This window comes from Mitsuaria sp. GD03876, from assembly GCF_029840635.1.
GTDB lineage: Bacteria > Pseudomonadota > Gammaproteobacteria > Burkholderiales > Burkholderiaceae_C > Roseateles.
On the sequence record NZ_JAOCCU010000022.1, the window covers coordinates 80,415 to 99,946 of the forward strand.

At 69.8% G+C, this 19,532-nt stretch carries 14 protein-coding genes; 8 read left to right on the forward strand and 6 right to left on the reverse strand.

What is annotated here, in order from left to right:
• Positions 1-114: 114 nt before the first annotated feature.
• The 8 genes from N5D62_RS15420 (at position 115) to N5D62_RS15455 (ending at position 11,580) form a co-directional block, all read left to right on the forward strand.
• Positions 115-2,103: a DNA topoisomerase IV subunit B gene (locus N5D62_RS15420; RefSeq protein WP_279758729.1), complete on the forward strand. Its 1,989-nt coding sequence runs from the start codon at positions 115-117 to the stop codon at positions 2,101-2,103.
• Between the two features lie 4 nt (positions 2,104-2,107).
• On the forward strand, positions 2,108-2,659 hold the full coding sequence (locus N5D62_RS15425) for a GNAT family protein (protein WP_279758730.1): 552 nt from the start codon (positions 2,108-2,110) through the stop codon (positions 2,657-2,659).
• On the forward strand, positions 2,656-3,387 hold the full coding sequence (locus N5D62_RS15430; protein WP_279758731.1) for a lytic transglycosylase domain-containing protein: 732 nt from the start codon (positions 2,656-2,658) through the stop codon (positions 3,385-3,387). Before N5D62_RS15425 ends, N5D62_RS15430 begins: the two co-directional genes overlap by 4 nt.
• An 82-nt stretch (positions 3,388-3,469) precedes the next feature.
• Positions 3,470-5,821, forward strand: coding sequence for a DNA topoisomerase IV subunit A (gene parC / locus N5D62_RS15435; RefSeq protein WP_279758732.1), 2,352 nt, complete (start codon positions 3,470-3,472; stop codon positions 5,819-5,821).
• 303 nt (positions 5,822-6,124) lie between these two features.
• Entirely contained in the window at positions 6,125-7,285 is a 1,161-nt protein-coding gene (gene carA, locus N5D62_RS15440) for a glutamine-hydrolyzing carbamoyl-phosphate synthase small subunit (protein ID WP_279758733.1), read from the forward strand.
• Positions 7,286-7,303: 18 nt separating this feature from the next.
• The gene (gene carB / locus N5D62_RS15445; RefSeq protein ID WP_279758734.1) at positions 7,304-10,570 is read left to right on the forward strand and encodes a carbamoyl-phosphate synthase large subunit; all 3,267 of its coding nucleotides are present in this window, start codon (positions 7,304-7,306) and stop codon (positions 10,568-10,570) included.
• An 84-nt stretch (positions 10,571-10,654) separates the two neighbouring features.
• Positions 10,655-11,131 (forward strand): transcription elongation factor GreA, encoded by a 477-nt coding sequence (gene greA / locus N5D62_RS15450; RefSeq protein WP_279758735.1) that lies wholly within the window; start codon positions 10,655-10,657, stop codon positions 11,129-11,131.
• A gap of 11 nt (positions 11,132-11,142) precedes the next feature.
• On the forward strand, positions 11,143-11,580 hold the full coding sequence (locus N5D62_RS15455; RefSeq protein ID WP_279758736.1) for a DUF4149 domain-containing protein: 438 nt from the start codon (positions 11,143-11,145) through the stop codon (positions 11,578-11,580).
• 87 nt (positions 11,581-11,667) lie between these two features.
• On the opposite strand, the gene yhbY is transcribed toward N5D62_RS15455, so the two are convergent.
• The 6 genes from yhbY to N5D62_RS15485 all read right to left on the reverse strand — a co-directional run bounded on the left by yhbY (position 11,668) and on the right by N5D62_RS15485 (position 19,532).
• On the reverse strand, positions 11,668-12,144 hold the full coding sequence (gene yhbY / locus N5D62_RS15460; protein ID WP_279758737.1) for a ribosome assembly RNA-binding protein YhbY: 477 nt from the start codon (positions 12,142-12,144) through the stop codon (positions 11,668-11,670).
• A 60-nt stretch (positions 12,145-12,204) separates the two neighbouring features.
• A complete protein-coding gene (locus N5D62_RS15465) occupies positions 12,205-13,608 on the reverse strand; it encodes an ATP-binding protein (protein ID WP_279758738.1) in 1,404 nt (467 codons plus the stop codon).
• Positions 13,605-16,700 carry a sensor histidine kinase gene (locus N5D62_RS15470; protein WP_279758739.1) on the reverse strand — a complete coding sequence of 1,032 codons (3,096 nt, stop codon included), beginning with the start codon at positions 16,698-16,700 and terminating at the stop codon, positions 13,605-13,607. The genes N5D62_RS15465 and N5D62_RS15470 overlap by 4 nt, the downstream gene beginning before the upstream one ends.
• Before the next feature lie 35 nt (positions 16,701-16,735).
• On the reverse strand, positions 16,736-17,149 hold the full coding sequence (locus N5D62_RS15475) for a winged helix-turn-helix domain-containing protein (RefSeq protein WP_279758740.1): 414 nt from the start codon (positions 17,147-17,149) through the stop codon (positions 16,736-16,738).
• Between the two features lie 125 nt (positions 17,150-17,274).
• Complete coding sequence (locus tag N5D62_RS15480; RefSeq protein ID WP_279758741.1) at positions 17,275-18,387, reverse strand: ABC transporter substrate-binding protein; 1,113 nt, start codon at positions 18,385-18,387, stop codon at positions 17,275-17,277.
• 2 nt (positions 18,388-18,389) lie between these two features.
• Positions 18,390-19,532 carry an ABC transporter substrate-binding protein gene (locus N5D62_RS15485; protein WP_279758742.1) on the reverse strand — a complete coding sequence of 381 codons (1,143 nt, stop codon included), beginning with the start codon at positions 19,530-19,532 and terminating at the stop codon, positions 18,390-18,392.

The following is a 19,532-nucleotide window of genomic DNA, read 5'->3' on the forward strand; positions in this document are numbered from 1 at the left end:
GGACTTCGGGATTCCCCTGAAGGACGGCCCGGGACCGCGGGGATTCCCCCATGGGAACGACCCCTGCCCGCAGGCGCCCGGGAGCGTCATCGACGCTGCATAGAATCCCGCCCCATGGCAACCAAAGCAGTCACTTCTCCCGGCAGCTACGGCGAAGGCTCGATCCGCGTCCTCAAGGGACTGGAGCCCGTCAAGCAGCGCCCGGGCATGTACACCCGCACCGACAACCCCCTGCACACCATCCAGGAGGTGATCGACAACGCGGCGGACGAGGCGCTGGCCGGGCACGGCAAGCGCATCGCCGTCATCCAGCACACCGACGGCTCGATCACGGTCGAGGACGACGGCCGCGGCATTCCCTTCGGGCTGCACCCGGAGGAGGGCGTGCCGGTCGTGGAGATCGTCTACACGCGGCTGCACGCCGGCGGCAAGTTCGACAAGGGCGCCGGCGGCGCCTACAGCTTCTCCGGCGGCCTGCACGGCGTGGGCGTGTCGGTGACCAACGCGCTGGCCAAGCGGCTGCAGGTGACGGTCTACCGCGAGGGCCAGGTCGCGACGCTGGCCTTCGCCGGCGGCGACGTCGTCGAGCCGGTGGCCGTGCGCAAGGCCGACCTCAAGGCCGGCGACCGCAAGCAGGGCACGACGGTGCGCGTCTGGCCCGACGGCAAGTACTTCGAGAGCTCCGACCTGCCCAGGAACGAGCTGGTCCACCTGCTGCGCTCCAAGGCGGTGCTGATGCCCGGCGTCATCGTGACGCTGACGCAGGAGAAGAGCGGCGAGACGCAGACCTGGACCTACAAGGGCGGCCTGCGCGACTACCTGATGCAGTCGCTGCCGGCCGATCCGCTGATCCCGCTGTTCGAGGGCGAGCAGTACGCCACCGCCTCCGAGAGCGAGAACTTCGCCGAGGGCGAGGGCGCCGCCTGGTGCGTGGCCTTCACCGAGGAAGGCCAGGTCATGCGCGAGAGCTACGTGAACCTGATCCCCACGGTGGCCGGCGGCACGCACGAGTCGGGCCTCAAGGACGGCCTGTTCGGCGCGATCAAGGGCTTCATCGAGATGCACGCGCTCGCGCCCAAGGGCGTGAAGCTGATGGCCGAGGACGTGTTCTCGCGCGCCAGCTTCGTGCTGTCGGCCAAGGTGCTGGACCCGCAGTTCCAGGGCCAGACCAAGGAGCGGCTGAACTCGCGCGACGCGCTGCGGCTGGTGTCGGCCTTCGTCAAGCCGGCGCTGGAGCTGTGGCTGAACCAGCATGTCGAGCACGGCAAGAAGCTGGCCGAGCTGGTCATCAAGCAGGCGCAGACGCGCCAGCGCGCGGCGCAGAAGGTCGAGAAGCGCAAGAGCTCCGGCGTGGCGGTGCTGCCCGGCAAGCTGACCGACTGCGAGAGCACCGACCTGCTGCACAACGAGCTGTTCCTGGTCGAGGGCGACTCCGCCGGCGGTTCCGCCAAGCTGGGCCGCGACAAGGAGACGCAGGCGATCCTGCCGCTGCGCGGCAAGGTGCTCAACGCCTGGGAGGTCGAGCGCGACCGGCTGTTCGCCAACAACGAGATCCATGACATCTCGGTGGCCATCGGCGTGGACCCGCACGGCAAGAACGACGAGCCGGACCTGTCCGGCCTGCGCTACGGGAAGATCTGCATCCTGTCGGACGCGGACGTCGACGGCGCCCACATCCAGGTACTGCTGCTGACGCTGTTCTTCCGCCACTTCCCCAAGCTGATCGCCACCGGCCACGTCTACGTGGCGCGGCCGCCGCTGTTCCGCGTCGACGCGCCGGCGCGCGGCAAGAAGCCCGCGGCCAAGCTCTACGCGCTGGACGAGGGCGAGCAGACCGCGATCCTGGACAAGCTGCGCAAGGAAGGCGCCCGCGAAGGCAGCTGGAGCATCAGCCGCTTCAAGGGCCTGGGCGAGATGAACGCCGAGCAGCTGTGGGACACGACGCTCAATCCCGAGACGCGGCGCCTGCTGCAGGTGCGCTATGGCGAGCTGGACATCGGCGACACCGAGGGCGCGATGAACAAGCTGATGGGCAAGGGCGAGGCGGCCGCGCGCCGCGAGTTGATGGAGTTGCACGGCGACGCCATCGAGATCGACGTCTGATGCCATGGACGACCACCGCGTCACCCTGCGCCCGACGATGCTGTCCGACCTGGACTTCGTCGTCGGCGTGGAGCAGGACGCGGCCAACCGGCCCTTCATCACCCCGTGGGAGCGCACGCAGCACGAGGGCGCGATCCGGTTTCCCGACGCGCGGCATTTCATCGTGGAGCTCGACGCGGTGCATGCCGGCTTCGTGATCCTGCAGGGCTGCCGCAATCCCAACCGCTCGGTGGAGCTCAAGCGCATCGTGCTCGGCCCGAAGGGGCAGGGCGTGGGGCGCGTCTGCGTGCGGCTGCTCAAGCGGATGGCCTTCACGCAGCTGGGCGCGCACCGCTTCTGGCTGGACGTGAAGGGCCGCAACACGCGGGCGCAGGCGCTGTACCGCAGCGAGGGCTACGTCGAGGAAGGCCGGCTGCGCGAATGCGTGCGGGCCGAGCCGCTGCCCGATGCCGACGGCGTGGTCGGCGAGGGCGCGGCCTTCGACGACCTGATCGTGATGTCGCTGCTCAAGCGCGAGTACGAGGCGCGCCTGGCGCGGGGGCTGGAGGCCGCATGAGCCACGGCCGCGGCTCCACCCCGCGCGGCGTGCCGCTGCGCCGGCGCGTGGCGCTGGGCATCGCGGTGGCCTTCGCCGCCAAGCTGACGCCGGCGCACGCGGAGCTGTGGGGCTACGTGGACGCCGACGGCATCGCGCATTTCGCGCCGATGCGGGTCGACGGCCGCTTCCAGCCGGTGATGTCGCCGCTGGCGGGCGTGCAGCGCGTGCCGGGCAAGACCGACCACGGCCAGCGCATGCTGACCTGGCTGGACATCGCACCGGAGGTCAAGGCGGTGCAGCCCTACCTGCGCGAGGCGGCCGCGGCCACCGGCGTCGACGCGGAGCTGCTCAAGGCGATCATCGCGGTCGAGTCGGGCTTCAAGTCCGACGCGGTGTCGCCGCGCGGCGCGACCGGGCTGATGCAGATCACGCCGGTCACCGCGCAGCGCTACGCGACGGCGGACGAGCTGCGGCGCCCCGCGCTGCTGCTGGAGCCGCGCGCCAACGTGCTGATCGGCGCGCGGATGCTGGCGGACCTGACGCGGCGCTTCGGTCGCATCGACGCGGCGCTGGCGGCCTGGAACGCCGGCGAGGGCGCGGTGCGGCGGGCCGGGGGGCACATGCCCGACATCGACGAGACGCAGGCGCACGTGCACCTGGTGCTCGAGCTGTACTGGGCGCTGCTGCAGCGCAGCCTCGGCGCCCGGGCCCGGCAGCTGACGATGGTCGAGATGCCCGGCGGATGAGCGAGCGGCCGTCGCGGCCGCGCGATCCAGACTTTCAAGATTCCAGAGATTCGAACCCCGGCCCAGGCCGGCATGACCAGAAATGAACCAAGAGACCTTTGATTTCGAGACGCCCAAGGGCGCGGGCGGTCCCGGCGGCCAAGGCCCGTCGGACGACGCGCTGACGCTGGCCCAGTACGCGCAGCAGGCCTACCTGGAGTACGCGCTGTCGGTGGTGAAGGGCCGCGCGCTGCCCGTCTACAGCGACGGCCAGAAGCCGGTGCAGCGCCGCATCCTGTTCACGATGGAGCGGCTGGGCCTGGGCTTCACCGGCGCCACCGGCGCCAAGGCGGTCAAGAGCGCGCGCGTCGTCGGCGAGGTGCTCGGCAAGTACCACCCGCACGGCGACCAGGCGGCCTACGACGCGATGGTCCGGATGGCGCAGGAGTTCAGCCAGCGTTATCCGCTGGTGGACGGCCAGGGCAACTTCGGCAGCCGCGACGGCGACAACGCCGCGGCGATGCGCTACACGGAAGCGCGGCTGTCGATCTACTCGCGGCTGCTGCTGGACGAACTGGACCAGGGCACGGTCGACTTCCAGGCCAACTACGACGGCTCCTACGAGGAACCGAAGGAGCTGCCGGCGCGGCTGCCGTTCGTGCTGCTCAACGGCGCGTCGGGCATCGCGGTGGGCATGGCCACGGAAGTGCCCAGCCACAACCTGCGCGAGGTCGCCGAGGCGGCGGTGCTGCTGCTCAAGCGCCCGGACGCCAGCGACGACGAGCTCTACGGCCTGATCAAGGGCCCGGACTACCCGGGCGGCGCGCAGCTGATCAGCTCGCCGGAGGAGATCCGCGCGGCCTACAACACCGGCCGCGGCAGCCTGAAGCTGCGCGCGCGCTGGAAGATCGAGGACCTCGCCCGCGGCCAGTGGCAGCTGGTCGTGACCGAGCTGCCGCAGGGCGTCAGCACGGCCAAGGTGCTCGAGGAGATCGAGGAGCTGACCAACCCCAAGGTCAAGACCGGCAAGAAGACGGTGACCCCGGAACAGCTGCAGCTCAAGGGCGCGGTGCTGGCGGTGCTGGACAAGGCCCGCGACGAGTCCAACAAGGACGCGCCGGTGCGCCTGGTGCTGGAGCCCAAGAGCCGCGCCATCGAGCAGCAGGACCTGATCAACACGCTGCTGGCGCACACCAGCCTGGAGACCTCGGCGCCGCTGAACCTGACGATGGTCGGCGACGACGGCCGCCCGGTGCAGAAGTCGCTGCGCAAGATCCTGACCGAGTGGAACGGCTTCCGGCTGAACACGGTGACGCGGCGCACGCAGCACCGGCTGGACAAGGTCCGCGACCGCATCCACATCCTGGAAGGCCGCCACCAGATCCTGCTGCACATCGACGAGGTGATCGCGCTGATCCGCAACTCGGATGAGCCCAAGCCGGCGCTGATCGAGCGCTTCAAGCTCAGCGACCGCCAGGCCGAGGACATCCTGGAAATCCGGCTGCGCCAGCTGGCGCGGCTGGAGTTCATCAAGATCGAGCAGGAGCTGAAGAACCTGCGCGAGGAGGCCGGCAAGCTCGAGGAGATCCTGACCAACCCGTCGACGCTGCGCCGCACGGTGATCAAGGAGATCGAGGCCGACGCCAAGCAATACGGCGACGACCGCCGCACGCTGATCCAGGAGGACAAGCGCGCGGTGGCCGAGGTCCGCATCGTCGACGAGCCGGTGACGGTGGTCGTCAGCCTCAAGGGCTGGGTGCGCGCGCTCAAGGGCCACGAGGTCGACGCGGCGGCGCTGGCGTTCAAGTCGGGCGACTCGCTGTATGGCGTGTTCCCGTGCCGCAGCGTCGATCCGCTGGTGGTGCTGGGCACCAACGGCCGCGCGTACTCGGTGCCGGTGTCGGCGCTGCCGGGCGGGCGCGGCGACGGCCAGCCGATCACCACGCTGATCGAGCTCGAGTCGGGCAGCCAGATCGCCCACTACTTCGCCGGCGCGGCGACGCAGAAGCTGCTGCTGGCGGGCACTGGCGGCTTCGGCCTGGTGGCCGAGGTCGGCGACCTGGTCGGCCGCCAGAAGGCGGGCAAGGGCTTCCTGAGCCTGGAAGGCGACGAGCGCCCGCTGCCGCCGTCGGTGGTGCCGGCCGGCGAGGTCGCCGGCGTGCAGGTGGCGTGCCTGTCGATGACCGGTCGCCTGCTGACCTTCGCGATCGACGAGCTCAAGCACCAGCCCAAGGGCGGGCGCGGGCTCACGCTGATCGACCTCGACGCGAAGGACGCGCTGGTCAGCGTGGCCGCGTTCACGACGCAGCTGATCGTCGGCGGCCTGGCCCGCGGCCAGAAGCCCAAGGAGGAGCCGCTCAAGGGCGTGGCGCTGGCGTCCTACGCCGGCAAGCGCGCCAAGAAGGGCAAGGCCTGCGACGTGATGCAAAAGCCCATGCGGGTCACCGCGGGCTGAGCGGGGCGCGGGGCGCAGCCATCCGGTTCCATGCGGACATCAACGGGGCGCTCCGCGATGTCCGCCTGATGACCGGTTTGCGCAAAATTCGTCAGTAGATACCCTGGCGGGTTATACTTGTCAGGTTTACCCGCAACCTACCGCGTCCCGCACACTTCACCCCCCGATCGCATCGGATCCCACTGGATCGACTCCCTCGCAGGAGACCCGGTCGCACCCGCGCGCCAGCCGTCCACGGCGCGTGCCGGCGGCGTTCAGGGCCCTGAAGCAGAGCCGGGCGCGCGCACAACAACGGAGTTCCCCGTGCTGCCCGATCTGCTTTCCGCTCCTCCCGCGATTCTTGCCCTGGCAGACGGCACGGTCTTCAAGGGTTCCGCGCTCGGCGCCGCCGGCCGGACCGTCGGTGAAGTGGTGTTCAACACCTCGCTCACCGGCTACCAAGAAATCCTCACCGACCCCAGTTACTGCAAGCAGATCGTCACGCTGACGTATCCGCACATCGGCAACTACGGGATCAACGACGAGGACGTCGAGGCTTCGAAGATCCATGCCGCTGGCCTCATCATCAAGGAGCCTCCGGTCCTTGATTCCAACTTCCGCAAGAGCCGCACGCTCCAGCAATACCTGCGCGACGAGGGCACCGTCGCCATCGCCGACCTGGACACGCGCCGCCTGACGCGCGTGCTGCGCGAGAAGGGCGCCCAGAACGGCTGCATCCTGGCGCTGAATGTTGGTGAACGCATCACGCAGGCCCACATCGACGAGGCCATCGCCGCCGCGAAGGGCGCACCCAGCATGGCGGGCCTGGACCTGGCCAAGGTCGTGAGCCGCACCGAGCGCGAGACCTGGACCCAGACCGAGTGGACGCTCGGCAAGGGCTACGGCGAGCAGGCCTCGCCCAAGTTCCACGTCGTCGCCTACGACTTCGGCGTCAAGAGCAACATCCTGCGCATGCTGGCCTCGCGCGGCTGCCGCATCACCGTCGTGCCGGCGCAGACGCCGGCCTCGGAGGTCTTCGACCTCGAGCCCGACGGCGTCTTCCTGTCCAACGGCCCCGGCGATCCGGAGCCCTGCGACTACGCGATCAAGGCGACCGCGCAGCTGATCGAGGCCGGCATCCCGACCTTCGGCATCTGCCTGGGCCACCAGATCATGGCGCTGGCCTCCGGCGCCAAGACCTTCAAGATGAAGTTCGGCCACCACGGCGCGAACCACCCGGTGAAGGACCTGGACAACGGCCGCGTCAGCATCACCAGCCAGAACCACGGCTTCGCGGTCGACGCCGAGACGCTGCCCGCGAACCTGCGCCCGACGCACGTCAGCCTGTTCGACGGTACGCTGCAGGGCCTGGCCCGCACCGACAAGCCGGCCTTCTGCTTCCAGGGCCACCCGGAAGCGAGCCCCGGCCCGCACGACATTTCGTATCTGTTCGACCGCTTCATCGGTCTGATGTCCAAGGCCTGATGAAGAGGGAGACGACTCATGCCCAAGCGTTCTGATATCAAAAGCATCCTCATCGTCGGCGCCGGCCCGATCATCATCGGCCAGGCCTGCGAGTTCGACTACTCGGGCGCCCAGGCCTGCAAGGCGCTGCGCGAGGAGGGCTACAAGGTCATCCTGGTGAACAGCAACCCGGCGACGATCATGACGGACCCGGACACCGCGGACGTCACCTACATCGAGCCGATCACCTGGCAGGTGGTGGAGAAGATCATCGCCAAGGAGCGCCCCGACGCGATCCTGCCGACGATGGGCGGCCAGACCGCGCTGAACTGTGCGCTGGACCTGCACAAGCACGGCGTGCTGGACAAGTACAAGGTCGAGATGATCGGCGCCAACGAGCACGCGATCGAGAAGGCCGAGGACCGCCTCAAGTTCAAGGACGCGATGACCAAGATCGGGCTGGGTTCGGCCCGCTCGGGCATCGCGCACTCGCTGGAAGAGGCGTGGGCGGTGCAGAAGCGCATCCACGCCGACATCGGCGGCGCGGGCTTCCCGATGGTGATCCGCCCCAGCTTCACGCTGGGCGGCACCGGCGGCGGCATCGCCTACAACCCGGAGGAGTTCGAGGAGATCTGCAAGCGCGGCCTCGACCTGTCCCCGACCAACGAGCTGCTGATCGAGGAATCGCTGATCGGCTGGAAGGAATACGAGATGGAAGTGGTCCGCGACAAGGCGGACAACTGCATCATCGTGTGCTCGATCGAGAACCTGGATCCGATGGGCATCCACACCGGCGACTCGATCACCGTGGCCCCGGCGCAGACGCTGACCGACAAGGAATACCAGCTGCTGCGCAACGCCTCGATCGCGATCCTGCGCGAGATCGGCGTCGACACCGGCGGCTCCAACGTGCAGTTCTCGATCAACCCGGTCGACGGCCGCATGGTCGTCATCGAGATGAACCCGCGCGTGTCGCGTTCGTCGGCGCTGGCCTCCAAGGCCACCGGCTTCCCGATCGCCAAGATCGCCGCGAAGCTGGCCGTCGGCTACACGCTGGACGAGCTGAAGAACGACATCACCGGCGGCATCACGCCGGCCTCGTTCGAGCCCAGCATCGACTACGTCGTCACCAAGATCCCGCGCTTCGCCTTCGAGAAGTTCCCGATGGCCGATTCGCGCCTGACCACGCAGATGAAGTCGGTCGGCGAGGTGATGGCCATGGGCCGCAACTTCCAGGAGTCGTTCCAGAAGGCGCTGCGCGGCCTGGAGACCGGCATCGACGGCCTGACCGAGATCAGCACCGACCGCGAGGAGATCGTGCAGGAGATCGGCGAGCCCGGCCCGTCGCGCATCCTGTTCCTGGGCGACGCGTTCCGCATCGGCATGACGCTGGACGAGGTCTTCGAGGAAACCAAGATCGACCCGTGGTTCCTGGCCCAGATCGAGCAGCTGATCAAGATCGAGCAGAGCCTGAAGGGCCGCGAGCTGGCCGGCCTGTCGGCCGATGAGCTGCGCCTGCTCAAGAAGAAGGGCTTCTCGGACAAGCGCCTGGCCAAGCTGCTGGGCACCAACCAGCACGAGGTCCGCAAGACGCGCCACGCGCTGGACGTGCGCCCGGTCTACAAGCGCGTCGACACCTGCGCCGCCGAGTTCGCGACGCAGACCGCCTACATGTACTCGACCTATGACGAGGAGTGCGAGGCCAACCCGTCCGACAAGAAGAAGATCATGGTGCTGGGCGGCGGTCCGAACCGCATCGGCCAGGGCATCGAGTTCGACTACTGCTGCGTCCATGCGGCCCTGGCGATGCGCGAGGACGGCTACGAGACCATCATGGTCAACTGCAATCCGGAGACCGTCTCCACCGACTACGACACGTCGGACCGCCTGTACTTCGAGCCGGTGACGCTCGAGGACGTGCTGGAGATCGTGGCCAAGGAAAAGCCGGTCGGCGTGATCGTGCAGTACGGCGGCCAGACGCCGCTGAAGCTGGCGCTGGACCTGGAGGCCAACGGCGTGCCGATCATCGGCACCTCGCCGGACTCGATCGACATGGCCGAGGACCGCGAGCGCTTCCAGCAGCTGCTGCACGAGCTGGGCCTGAAGCAGCCGCCCAACCGCACCGCGCGCAATGAAGACCAGGCCGTGGCGCTGGCCAACGAGATCGGCTACCCGCTGGTCGTGCGCCCGAGCTACGTGCTGGGCGGCCGCGCGATGGAGATCGTGCACGGCGACAAGGACCTGGAGCGCTACATGCGCGAGGCGGTGCGCGTCAGCGAGAAGTCGCCGGTGCTGCTGGACCGCTTCCTGGAGGACGCGGTCGAGGTCGACGTCGACTGCATCTGCGACGGCGAGGACACGATGATGGGCGGCATCATGGAGCACATCGAGGCCGCGGGCATCCACTCGGGCGACTCGGCCTGCTCGCTGCCGCCGTACACGCTGTCCAAGGAGCTGCAGGACGAGCTGCGCCGCCAGACCGCGGCGATGGCCAAGGCGCTCAAGGTCGTGGGCCTGATGAACGTGCAGTTCGCGATCCAGGGCGACGTGACCAAGGGGCTGTCGGAGAACACGGTGTACGTGCTCGAGGTGAACCCGCGCGCGTCGCGCACGGTGCCCTTCGTGTCCAAGGCGACCAGCCAGCCGCTGGCCAAGATCGCCGCGCGCTGCATGGCCGGCGTCAAGCTCAAGGACCAGACCGCCGCCGGCGGCAAGCCGCCGGTGGAGATCCAGCCGCCGTACTTCAGCGTCAAGGAAGCGGTCTTCCCGTTCAACAAGTTCCCCGGCGTGGATCCGATCCTCAGCCCGGAAATGCGTTCGACCGGCGAAGTCATGGGCGCCGGCCGGACCTTCGGCGAGGCGATGCTCAAGAGCCAGCTGGGCGCGGGCTCGCGCCTGCCGCGCCAGGGCAACGTGCTGATCACCGTCAAGAACAACGACAAGGACCGGGCGGTCGCGCTGGCGCGTGACCTGGCGGCGCTGGGCTTCGGCGTGGTGGCGACCAAGGGCACGGCCGCGGCGATCGAGGCCGCCGGCATCCCGGTGCGCGTCGTCAACAAGGTCAAGGACGGCCGGCCGCACATCGTCGACATGATCAAGGGCGGGGACATCCAGCTGGTGTTCACGACCGTGGACGAGACCCGCGCCGCGATCGCCGACAGCCGCCACATCCGCCAGGCGGCGCTGGCCAACCGGGTGACCTACTACACGACGATGGCCGGCTGCGAAGCCGCGGTCGAGGGCATGAAGCACAAGGATGGCCTGCTGGTGCAATCGCTGCAGGAACTGCACGCCGAACTGCATTAAACTGGCCCATCCCATTCCGCCGCCGCTGCTCAGCGACCCTGAGCGGCAGCGGCGGTTTGTTTTGTTTTTCAAGGTTCTAGAGACATGGCCACGATCCCATTGACCAAGCGCGGCGCTGAGAAGCTCAAGGAAGAACTGCATCGGCTCAAGACGGTCGAGCGGCACGCCGTGATCAACGCCATCGCCGAGGCGCGCGCCCAGGGCGACCTGTCGGAGAACGCCGAGTACGAGGCGGCCAAGGACAAGCAGGGCTTCATCGAAGGCCGCATCCTGGAGATCGAGGGCAAGCTGTCGTCGGCCCAGGTGATCGACCCGTCCGAGGTGGACGCGGGCGGCAAGGTGGTGTTCGGCACCACCGTGGACCTGGAAGAGGAAGAGTCCGGCAACGAGGTCACGTACCAGATCGTCGGCGACGACGAGGCCGACCTGAAGCAGGGCCTGATCTCGATCAGCTCCCCGATCGCGCGCGCGCTGATCGGCAAGGAAGCCGGCGACGTCGCCGAGGTCGTGGCGCCCGGCGGCATCAAGCGCTACGAGATCGTCGACGTCCGTTATCTCTGAGGCGGACGCCGATGCTGCTCCGGATCCGGGCGCTGCTGGCCGCGTTGTGGGCCGGCGAGCTGCTGGCGGTCGCGCTGCTGGCGGCGCCGAACGCGTTCGCGACGCTGGAGCGGGCGATGGCCGGCAAGTACGTCGCGCGGTTGTTCGAGATGGACGCGCGCGTCGCGCTGGCCGCCGGCGTCCTGCTGATCCTGATGGAGCGCCGGCTGCATCGCGACGGCGCGGTCGGCGGTTCGGCGATGAATCCCGGTTTCCTGCTGCCGCTGCTGGCCATCGGCTTCACCGCCGCGGGCTACTACGCGCTGCAGCCGATGATGGAAGCCGCCCGGCAAGGGCAGGGCAGCTGGACCTTCCTGCAGCTGCACGCGGTGTCGCTGGTGTTCTTCGGCCTGAAGGCGATCGCGGTGCTGACGCTCGCGTGGCGGGTGAACCGGCCGGCGGCGCGCTGAGGCGCACGCGTTTCATCGAGGAGCGCTTCACCGAGCGCAAAAAGAAAGACGGCCCGCGGGCCGTCTTGTCGTTGGGGCCGGGAGCGATCAGCCCTGGCTGGCCTTCTTGAGGCTGGTCTGGCGCGGTTTCTTCGCGCGCTTGACCTCGCCGCCCTGCGTGACGCGCTGGTTGCCCAGCACGGTGACCTTCTTGATCTGCGGGCGGTTGTTGCCGCTCTTGGAGAACTTCACGATCTTCACCGTCTTGGGCGCCGGGCGGGCGTCTTCCTTGACGGCCTTTTCCTTTTCCGGCATCGGGCGCCACAGCACCAGCAGCTTGCCGATGTGCTGGATCGGCGCGGCGTCCAGCTGGTCGGCGAGCGTGGCGAGGATCTCCTCGCGGCCCTGGCGGTCGTCCGACATCACGCGCACCTTGATCAGGCCGTGGGCCTTCAGCGCGGCGTCGACTTCCTTCGCAACGGCGGCCGTCAGGCCGTCGGCGCCGATCATCACCACCGGGTCCAGATGGTGGGCGTCGGCGCGCTTTTCCTTGCGCTGGGCAGGGGTCAATTGAATAGCAGGCATCCGCGCATTATCCGTGACTTGATCGGATCCTGAAGCCCCGATGTCGCGCGGCGCGCGTGTTCATGCCGCGTCGGGCCGCCCGCCGCCATCGTCATCGGGCGTCGATGCCGTCGTCAGAGGCAACTCCACCCGGAAGCGGGTGCCGGTCCCGAACTGGCTGCTGACCTGCACCTGGCCGCCCATGTCGTGCACCAGGGCGCGGGTGATCGACAGGCCGAGTCCGGAGCCGCCGCCGCGGCGCTTGGCGTCCCCCACCTGCTGGAAGGGCTCGAAGATCCGCGCCAGGTCGTCGGGACGCATGCCGACGCCGGTGTCCTCGATGTCCAGCCGCAACAGCACCTCGGCGGGCGACCGGGGCTCGGCGGCGACCCGCAGCGAAACCGTGCCGGCATCGGTGAACTTGATCGCGTTGCCCAGCAGGTTCAGCAGCACCTGGCGCAGCCGGAGCGCGTCGACCAGCACCGTCCCAGGCAGGGGCGTCGTGGCCTCGAACACGAAGGCCAGCCGCTTCTCGTCGGCCTTCACCCGCATGAGCTCCATCACCGACGCCAGCAGCGGGCCCAGGTGCGTCGGCACCGGGTGCAGGTCGGTGCGGCCGGCCTCGATGCGCGCCAGGTCGAGGATGTCGTTGATCAGCGCCAGCAGGTGCTGTCCGCTCTGGTGGATCGTGTCCAGGCCGCGGACCTGCCGTTCGCTCAGGCCGCCCTCCATGGACAGCAGTTGGGCGTAGCCGAGCACCGCGTTCAACGGCGTGCGCAACTCGTGGCTCATGCCGGCGATGAACTGGCTCTTCGCGCGGTTGGCGGCCTCGGCCGCGTGGCGGGCGGCGCGTTCGGTCTGGACCATCCCGCGATCGAGGTCGGACTTCTGCGCCTGCGCCTGGTCCTGCGCGTCCAGCTTGGCCAGGATGGCCCGCACCTGCGCCTCGACCGCCACTTCGCCCAGGCCGAGCGCATCGGCGATGTCGCGGTACGCGTTGCCCTGCGCGATGAAGCGCAGCACGCCGATCTCGGCCGGCGACAGGGCCGCCTGCGTGACCTGCCCGGCCAGTTCGAACGAGGCTTCCGAGGGCAGCGTCTTGCGGCCCGCGTGCACGGCGCGGATCGCGTCGAGCAGCTCCTTGTGCAGCGCGTTCTTCAGCAGGTAGCCGCAGGCGCCGGCCTGCATCGCGCGCTGCGCCTGGGCGTCGTCGGCATAGGTGGTGAGGATGATGATCCGCGCGTCTGGGAACTCGGCGCGGATCGCGCCGATCGCGTCGAGCCCGCTCATCCCCGGCATCTGCAGGTCCATCAGCGTGATGTCCGGCCGGTGGGCGCGGAACAGCTGGATCGCCTCGCGCGCGTTGGCGGCTTCTCCGACCAGCGTCATGTCCGATTCCACGCCGAGCAGCGTGGAGATGCCCTGGCGCACGATCGGGTGGTCGTCGACGCAGAGCACCTGGATCCGGGACTGTTCTTCGGTCATTCGCTGATCTCACTGGGCGAGAACTTCTTGTGGAGGAACCACGACCGAGCCGATGCCGAACGACTATACGCCCGCGTGCCGGGGACGCGGAACACCACCTCGGAGCCGGCGCCGAGCTCGCTGCGGACGCTGAGCTCGCCCCCCACGAGCTTGGCGCGTTCGCGCATCCCGCTCAAGCCGAAGTGGCCTTGTTTCTCGCCGGCTCGCAGCACCTCCGCGTCGATGCCCTTGCCGTCGTCCCGCACCCGCACGCTGAGCTCCTTGCCGTCATAGCGGATCTCCACGTCGATCCGCTTCGCGTCGGCGTGGTGGAAGGCGTTGCGCAGCGCCTCGCCGGCCACGCGGAAGGCTTCGTCGCGCACCAGCGGATGCAGCGCCCGCGGCGATCCGATCACGTCGACACGCGCCGTGGCCGCCTGCCCGCTGTCGTTGGCCAGGTCCTCGGCGAGCGAGCGCAGGGCGCCGGCGAGGTTGTTCGATTCCTGCGTCGAGGCGCGCAGGCCCTGCACCGCGTCCCGCCCGTCCGTGATGGCCTGGGCGACCTGGTCGATGGCGCTGGCCAGGACCTTCTTCGAATCGTCGGGGCGGTCGGGCAGGAGGTTGAACGCGGCCTGGAACTGCAGCAGCAGCCCATGGAAGCGTTGCAGCAGCGTGTCGTGCAGATCGCGCGCGATGCGCGTGCGCTCGCCCACCCGCACGTCCAGCGTCGTCTCGAACTCCCGTCTCAGCCGCCGGATGCGCATGCGCAGCCACAGCTGGAAACCGCACCACGCCAGGCCGGCGACCAGGACGGCGCAGCTCGCGCGGAACCAGGTCGTCTGATGGAAGGCCGGCAGGATCGAGAACTCGAGCCGCGCGCCGTCCTCGTTCCAGAGGCCGCTGTTGTTGGCCGCCTTCACCTGGAAGCGATAACGCCCCGGCGGCAGGTTGGTGTAGGAGGCCTGGCGCCGGTCGATGACCTCCTGCCAGTCGTCGTCGTGGCCTTCGAGCCGGTAGCGGAACCGGGTGTTCTTCGGATCGACCAGGCTCAGCGCGGCGAACTCGATCGTCAGGTCGCGGACCAGCGGGGGCAGGCGGACGCCGTCCTCGACGGGGTAGGGGTCATGGTCGGCGCTGAGCGCCTCGATGTGGACCGGCGGCGGCAGCGGGTTGACGGGCAGGTAATCGGGGTCGACGACCTGCACGTCGGCCCCCGACACGAACCACAGCCTGCCGTCCCGGGCCCGCGCCACCGGGGGATTGAAGTAGGCCGGCGTGAACGCCAACAGCGGCACGCCTTCCGCCGCGCCCCACTGCCGGGGCTCGACCCGGTGGCCCGGGTCGGCGATCCAGGCGGCCAGGTCGTCGGGCGCGATCCGCAGGAGACCGCAGGCGGCGTGCATCCACAGCGCGCCGTGCTCGTCCAGCATCGACCAGTGGACCGTGTCGCAGGGCAGGCCGCTCCCGGTGTCGAGCGTGGCGACGCGGCCGTCCTTGATGCGGCTGAGCCCGCCGTTCTCCGTGGCCGCCCACACGGCGCCCTCGGCATCGAGCCGGAGGCCGGCGACGTGGCCGGCGCCGAGTCCGTCGCGCTCGGCGGAGTAGGTGGCCTGGACCTTGCCGTCCTTGACGTACATCACCCCGCCGTCCTGCCAGAAGGACAGCCACACCCCGCCCCGGTCGGCCAGGATGACCTTGGCCTGTTGCCGGCGGCCGAATGCCTGCCAGGGCGTGATCCCGGCGAACCGGCCGTCGCGCAGCCGCACGAGTCCTTCGTTGCCCGACAGCCAGAGATTGCCCGCGTCGTCCCCGGTGATCGAATAGACCTCCTTGCCGGGCACGCCGGCGACGGCGACGAACCGCTCGCCCGCGAGGTAGGCCAGGCCGCCGGCGGTGCTGACCCAGAGGCGTCCGCCGGCATCCTGGTACAGGGACTGCACCCGCGCGTCGGGCAGGCCGTCGCGCTGCCTGTAGACGGAGAAGCGGCCGTTCTCCGTCCGGGCCAGGCCCTCGTCGGTCGCGATCCAGACGCTGCCGTCCGGGGTGGCCAGCACGGCCTTCGTGCCCTCGTTGGGCAGTCCCTGCTGCACCGAGATCGTGGTGACGGGCAGCTTGTGGAAGCGGTCCACGCCTTTCTCGCTGCCGTACCAGAGGTTGCCCTCGCGGTCCTCGAAAAGACTGCAGGCGATGTTGCCCGAGAGGCCGTCCGCCCGGGTGAAGGTGTCGGCCTGGCCGTCCTGCAGGTGGAGGATGCCGTGCCCTTCGGTGCCGATCCACAGGCCGCCGTCGCGGCTCTTCAGCAGCTTGTTGGACCGGAGTTCGCGATCCGGGACCGAGTCGTCGGGCCGGGTGGGGCGGGGCACGGGATAGGGCACCAGCCTGCCGCGCTCGAACCGCATCAGTCCCGCGCCGCGCACGCCGACCAGCAGTTGCCCGTCGGCGGTGGTGCTCAAGTCGCCCACGCGCATGCCGGGCATGACGAACCGTTCGGGCGCCCCGGGCCGCCATCGCCAGAGGCCGGAGTCGGCGCCCAGCCACAGCGCGCCGTCGCCGTCCTCCGCTAGGCTCCAGACGAACGAGCCGAACCGGCCGCCCTCCTCGGAGCAGCGGGCCGCCCCGTCGCGGACCGCGCAGAGCTGCCCCGGGTTCGCGAGCATGCCGGCCCAGACCGTGCCGTCGCGATCCTCGAGGAGCGAGGTCACCAGCCCGCCATCGGTCGGCGCATAACGCCGCAGCGCCTTGCCGTCCCAACTGGCCAGGCCATTGAAGGTGCCGATCCACAGCGTGCCGTCGCGGGACACCAGGAGCGCGTAGGGATTGCCGGGCAACGACTGGCCCTGGGGAGGCCGCCAGGGCATGAACCGGAGCCCGTCGAAGCGGAACAGGCCGAAGGATCCGCCGACCCACAGGTAGCCGTCCGGCGTCTGCGCCATCGCGAAGACCAGGCCCAGCAGCGCGCCGTCCCGGGCCGTCCACGAGGCGTGCGCGTACTGGCTGGCCTGCAAGGGGGGATCGGGCGCGGGGGCGGGGGCGGACGTCGCGGGCGCCGACGCGAGCAACGCCGCCGCCAGGAGCAGGCCGGCCGGGGCGGGCGGGAGGGACGGGGCTGCCATGGCCGATTGGGACATGGCACGACCCGTCCCGCAACTCACCGTTGGCGTCCGATCGCGTCGTCCTCGATCGGGGCCACGAAGCGGTAGCCGACGCGGTGGTAGGTCCGGATGGTTTCCCCGCGGTCCGCCATCGCATCCCGGAGCGCCGTCCGGATGCGGGCGATCGCCATGGTGAGCGCGCCGGGCTGGACCTCCTGGTCGCCCCAGACGGCGTCGAGCAGGTCGTCGGTGGTGACGACCTGGCTGCGCCGCTCGATCAGGTGCACGAGCAGGTCGAAGGCGCGCGGCTGCAGGCTGCGGACCTTGCCGGCGATGACGACTTCACGGCAGGTCGGCCGCACGGCGCAGGCGCCGAAACGCCAGTCGGGGCCGGGAGACACCGTCTCGGACCACCCCTGGCCAGCGGGTTCGTCGTCGCCATCGAACTCGAGCTCGATGTCGACTTGCATGGGGCGGCCGACGGCATCGGTGGGGGGCTTGGGGAAAAACATCGACCCTCCTGTAGGGGTGTAACGACAATGTAGTTGAAACTCTACAGAAGATTTGCGCAAATCGATGTGACATCCTTCACGAGTCATCGCACGAGCTTGCCGCTGCTGCCCAGGATGGCGAAGTCCACGTAGCGCGAAGGCGCCTGGCCCTTGCCGAAGGTCAGGCGGTGGCCGCCGATGTCGGCCTCGAAGCCGCGCTCCAGCGTCTCGCTCAAGGCCTGCGGGCCGGGCCGCGGCGCGCGCTCCAGCGCCTTCACCAGCGCCTTGGCCGCGATGTAGCCCTCGACCGAGCGGGAGGAGAGCTCCGGATCCGCGGCCTTCTGGCGCAGGCGCTGGTATTCGCGGATCAGCTCGCTGTCCAGGCGGTCGTCCGTCGGCAGCACCAGGGAGAAGGCGAAACCCCGGGCGCGCTCGGCGCCCAGCCCGGCGAGCAGGGCCTGCACGTCGATGATGGACATGCCGTACAGCCCGGCGTGGCCGCCGGCGGCCTGGTAGCGGCGCGTGAACTCGATCGCGGCGGCCGTCGTGGCGGCCAGGAAGATGACATCGGGCTTGAGCCGGACCATCTCGTCCACCGGCTTGCCGACCTCGACGGTGTTGCGCGCGTAGCCCGACTGGGCGACCAGCGTCAGGCCATGGGTCTTCGCCGACGCCTGCGCGCCCGCCAGCGCGTCGCGGCCCAGGCCGTCGTCCTGGTAGACGATGCCGACGCGCGTGCGGCCCATTTCCGCGAGCTGCCGGAACAGGCGCTCGACCTCCTCGCGGTAGCTGGCCTTGACCGGGTACATCTCGCGCGCCGTGAGGATGCTGGTCGCGCCCGAGATCGCGCCGACCATGGGCACGCGGGTCTTCTCGAGCACGCCGTCCTGCTTGAGGGCCTCGAGGTTGGAGGTGCCCACCGTGCCCAGCAGCGCCGTCGGGGCGTCCTGCGCGATCAGCTCCTTGACGAGCCGCACGGTCTCGTCGGGCTTCTGCGCGTCGTCGCGGGTGACCAGCCGGATGCGCTGGCCGCGGACGCCGCCGCGGGCATTGACCTCGTCGATCCACAGCCGGGCGCCGGCGCGGATCGCCTTGCCGGTGACCGCCTGCGGGCCGCTGAAGGGCGCGACCTGGCCGACGACGATGTCGGCATGGGCCGCTTGCGCCAGGGCCAGGCAGAGCGCGGCCAGGAGACGGAGCGAACGCGGATGGGCCATGGTCAGTGCACGAATTTGCCTTGGGGACCGATCATTGTCATCTCCACGCGCCGGGTGCCGCCGTGGTCGGTCGGCGAATAGGAGATCCGGAAGCCGCCGGCGTCCCATCCCTGCAGGGATTCCAGCGCGCTGACGAGCCTGGCGCGGGTGGGATCGCGGCCGGCGCGCCGCAGACCCTCGGCGAAGACCTTGGCCGCCAGGTAACCCTCCATCGAGCCGAAGCTGCGATGCGGCACGCTGGCGCGTTCCATCGCCTGGTTGTATTCGCGCTGCAGCGGCGTGCCGGCGCTCCACGGGAAAGGCGCCACCTCGGACACCCACACGCCGTTGCCGTCGTTGCCCAGCGCATCGGCCAGCGCGTTGCCGCCGACGTAGGAGGTCGCGACGAACTGGCCGGCGTAGCCCAGCTTCCTCATGGCCTTCACCAGCGCGGCGCTGGAGGTGTACGAGGCCACCAGGATCACCGCCTGCGGCTTGGCCAGCGTCAGCCGGCGGGCGGCCTCGCCGACGTCGGTGGCGTCGCGCTCCACCGTGGCCATGGCCGCGAGCTTGAAGCCGCGCTTGTCCTGGGCCCGCGTCACCGCCTCCAGGCCGGCCTTGCCATAGGCGTCGTCCTGGTGGAACACCGCGATCTGGCGCAGGTTGCCGACGGCCAGTTGCTCGACGATGTAGTCGGCCTCCTCGTGGTAGCCGGCGCGGATGTGGAACACCCACCGGTTGAAGGGCGTGCGCAGCGCCTCGGCCCCGGTGGACGGGGCGAACAGCGGCACGCCCTCGGCGGTCGCCACCGGCAGCGCCGCCAGCGTGGTCCCGGTGCCGACAGTGCCGAACAGCGCGAAGACGCCGTCCTGCGCGATCAGTTCGCGGGCGAGCCGGGCGGTCTCCGCGGGGACGTAGCGGTCGTCCCGGGTGCGCAGCTCGACGCGGTGGCCGTTGACGCCGCCGTGCTCGTTGAGCGCCTGGAAGTAGGTGCGGGCGCCGAGGTTGAATTCCTCTGCCAGCTTGACCGAGGGACCGCTGAAGGGCGCGACCTGGCCCAGCAGGATGGTGCCGGTGACGGGCGTGTCCGCCGCGGACGCGGATGCGGGCGCGAGGGCCAGGGCGGCGGCGCCCAGGAGCGCAAGGAGCAGGGCAGGCGATCGCAT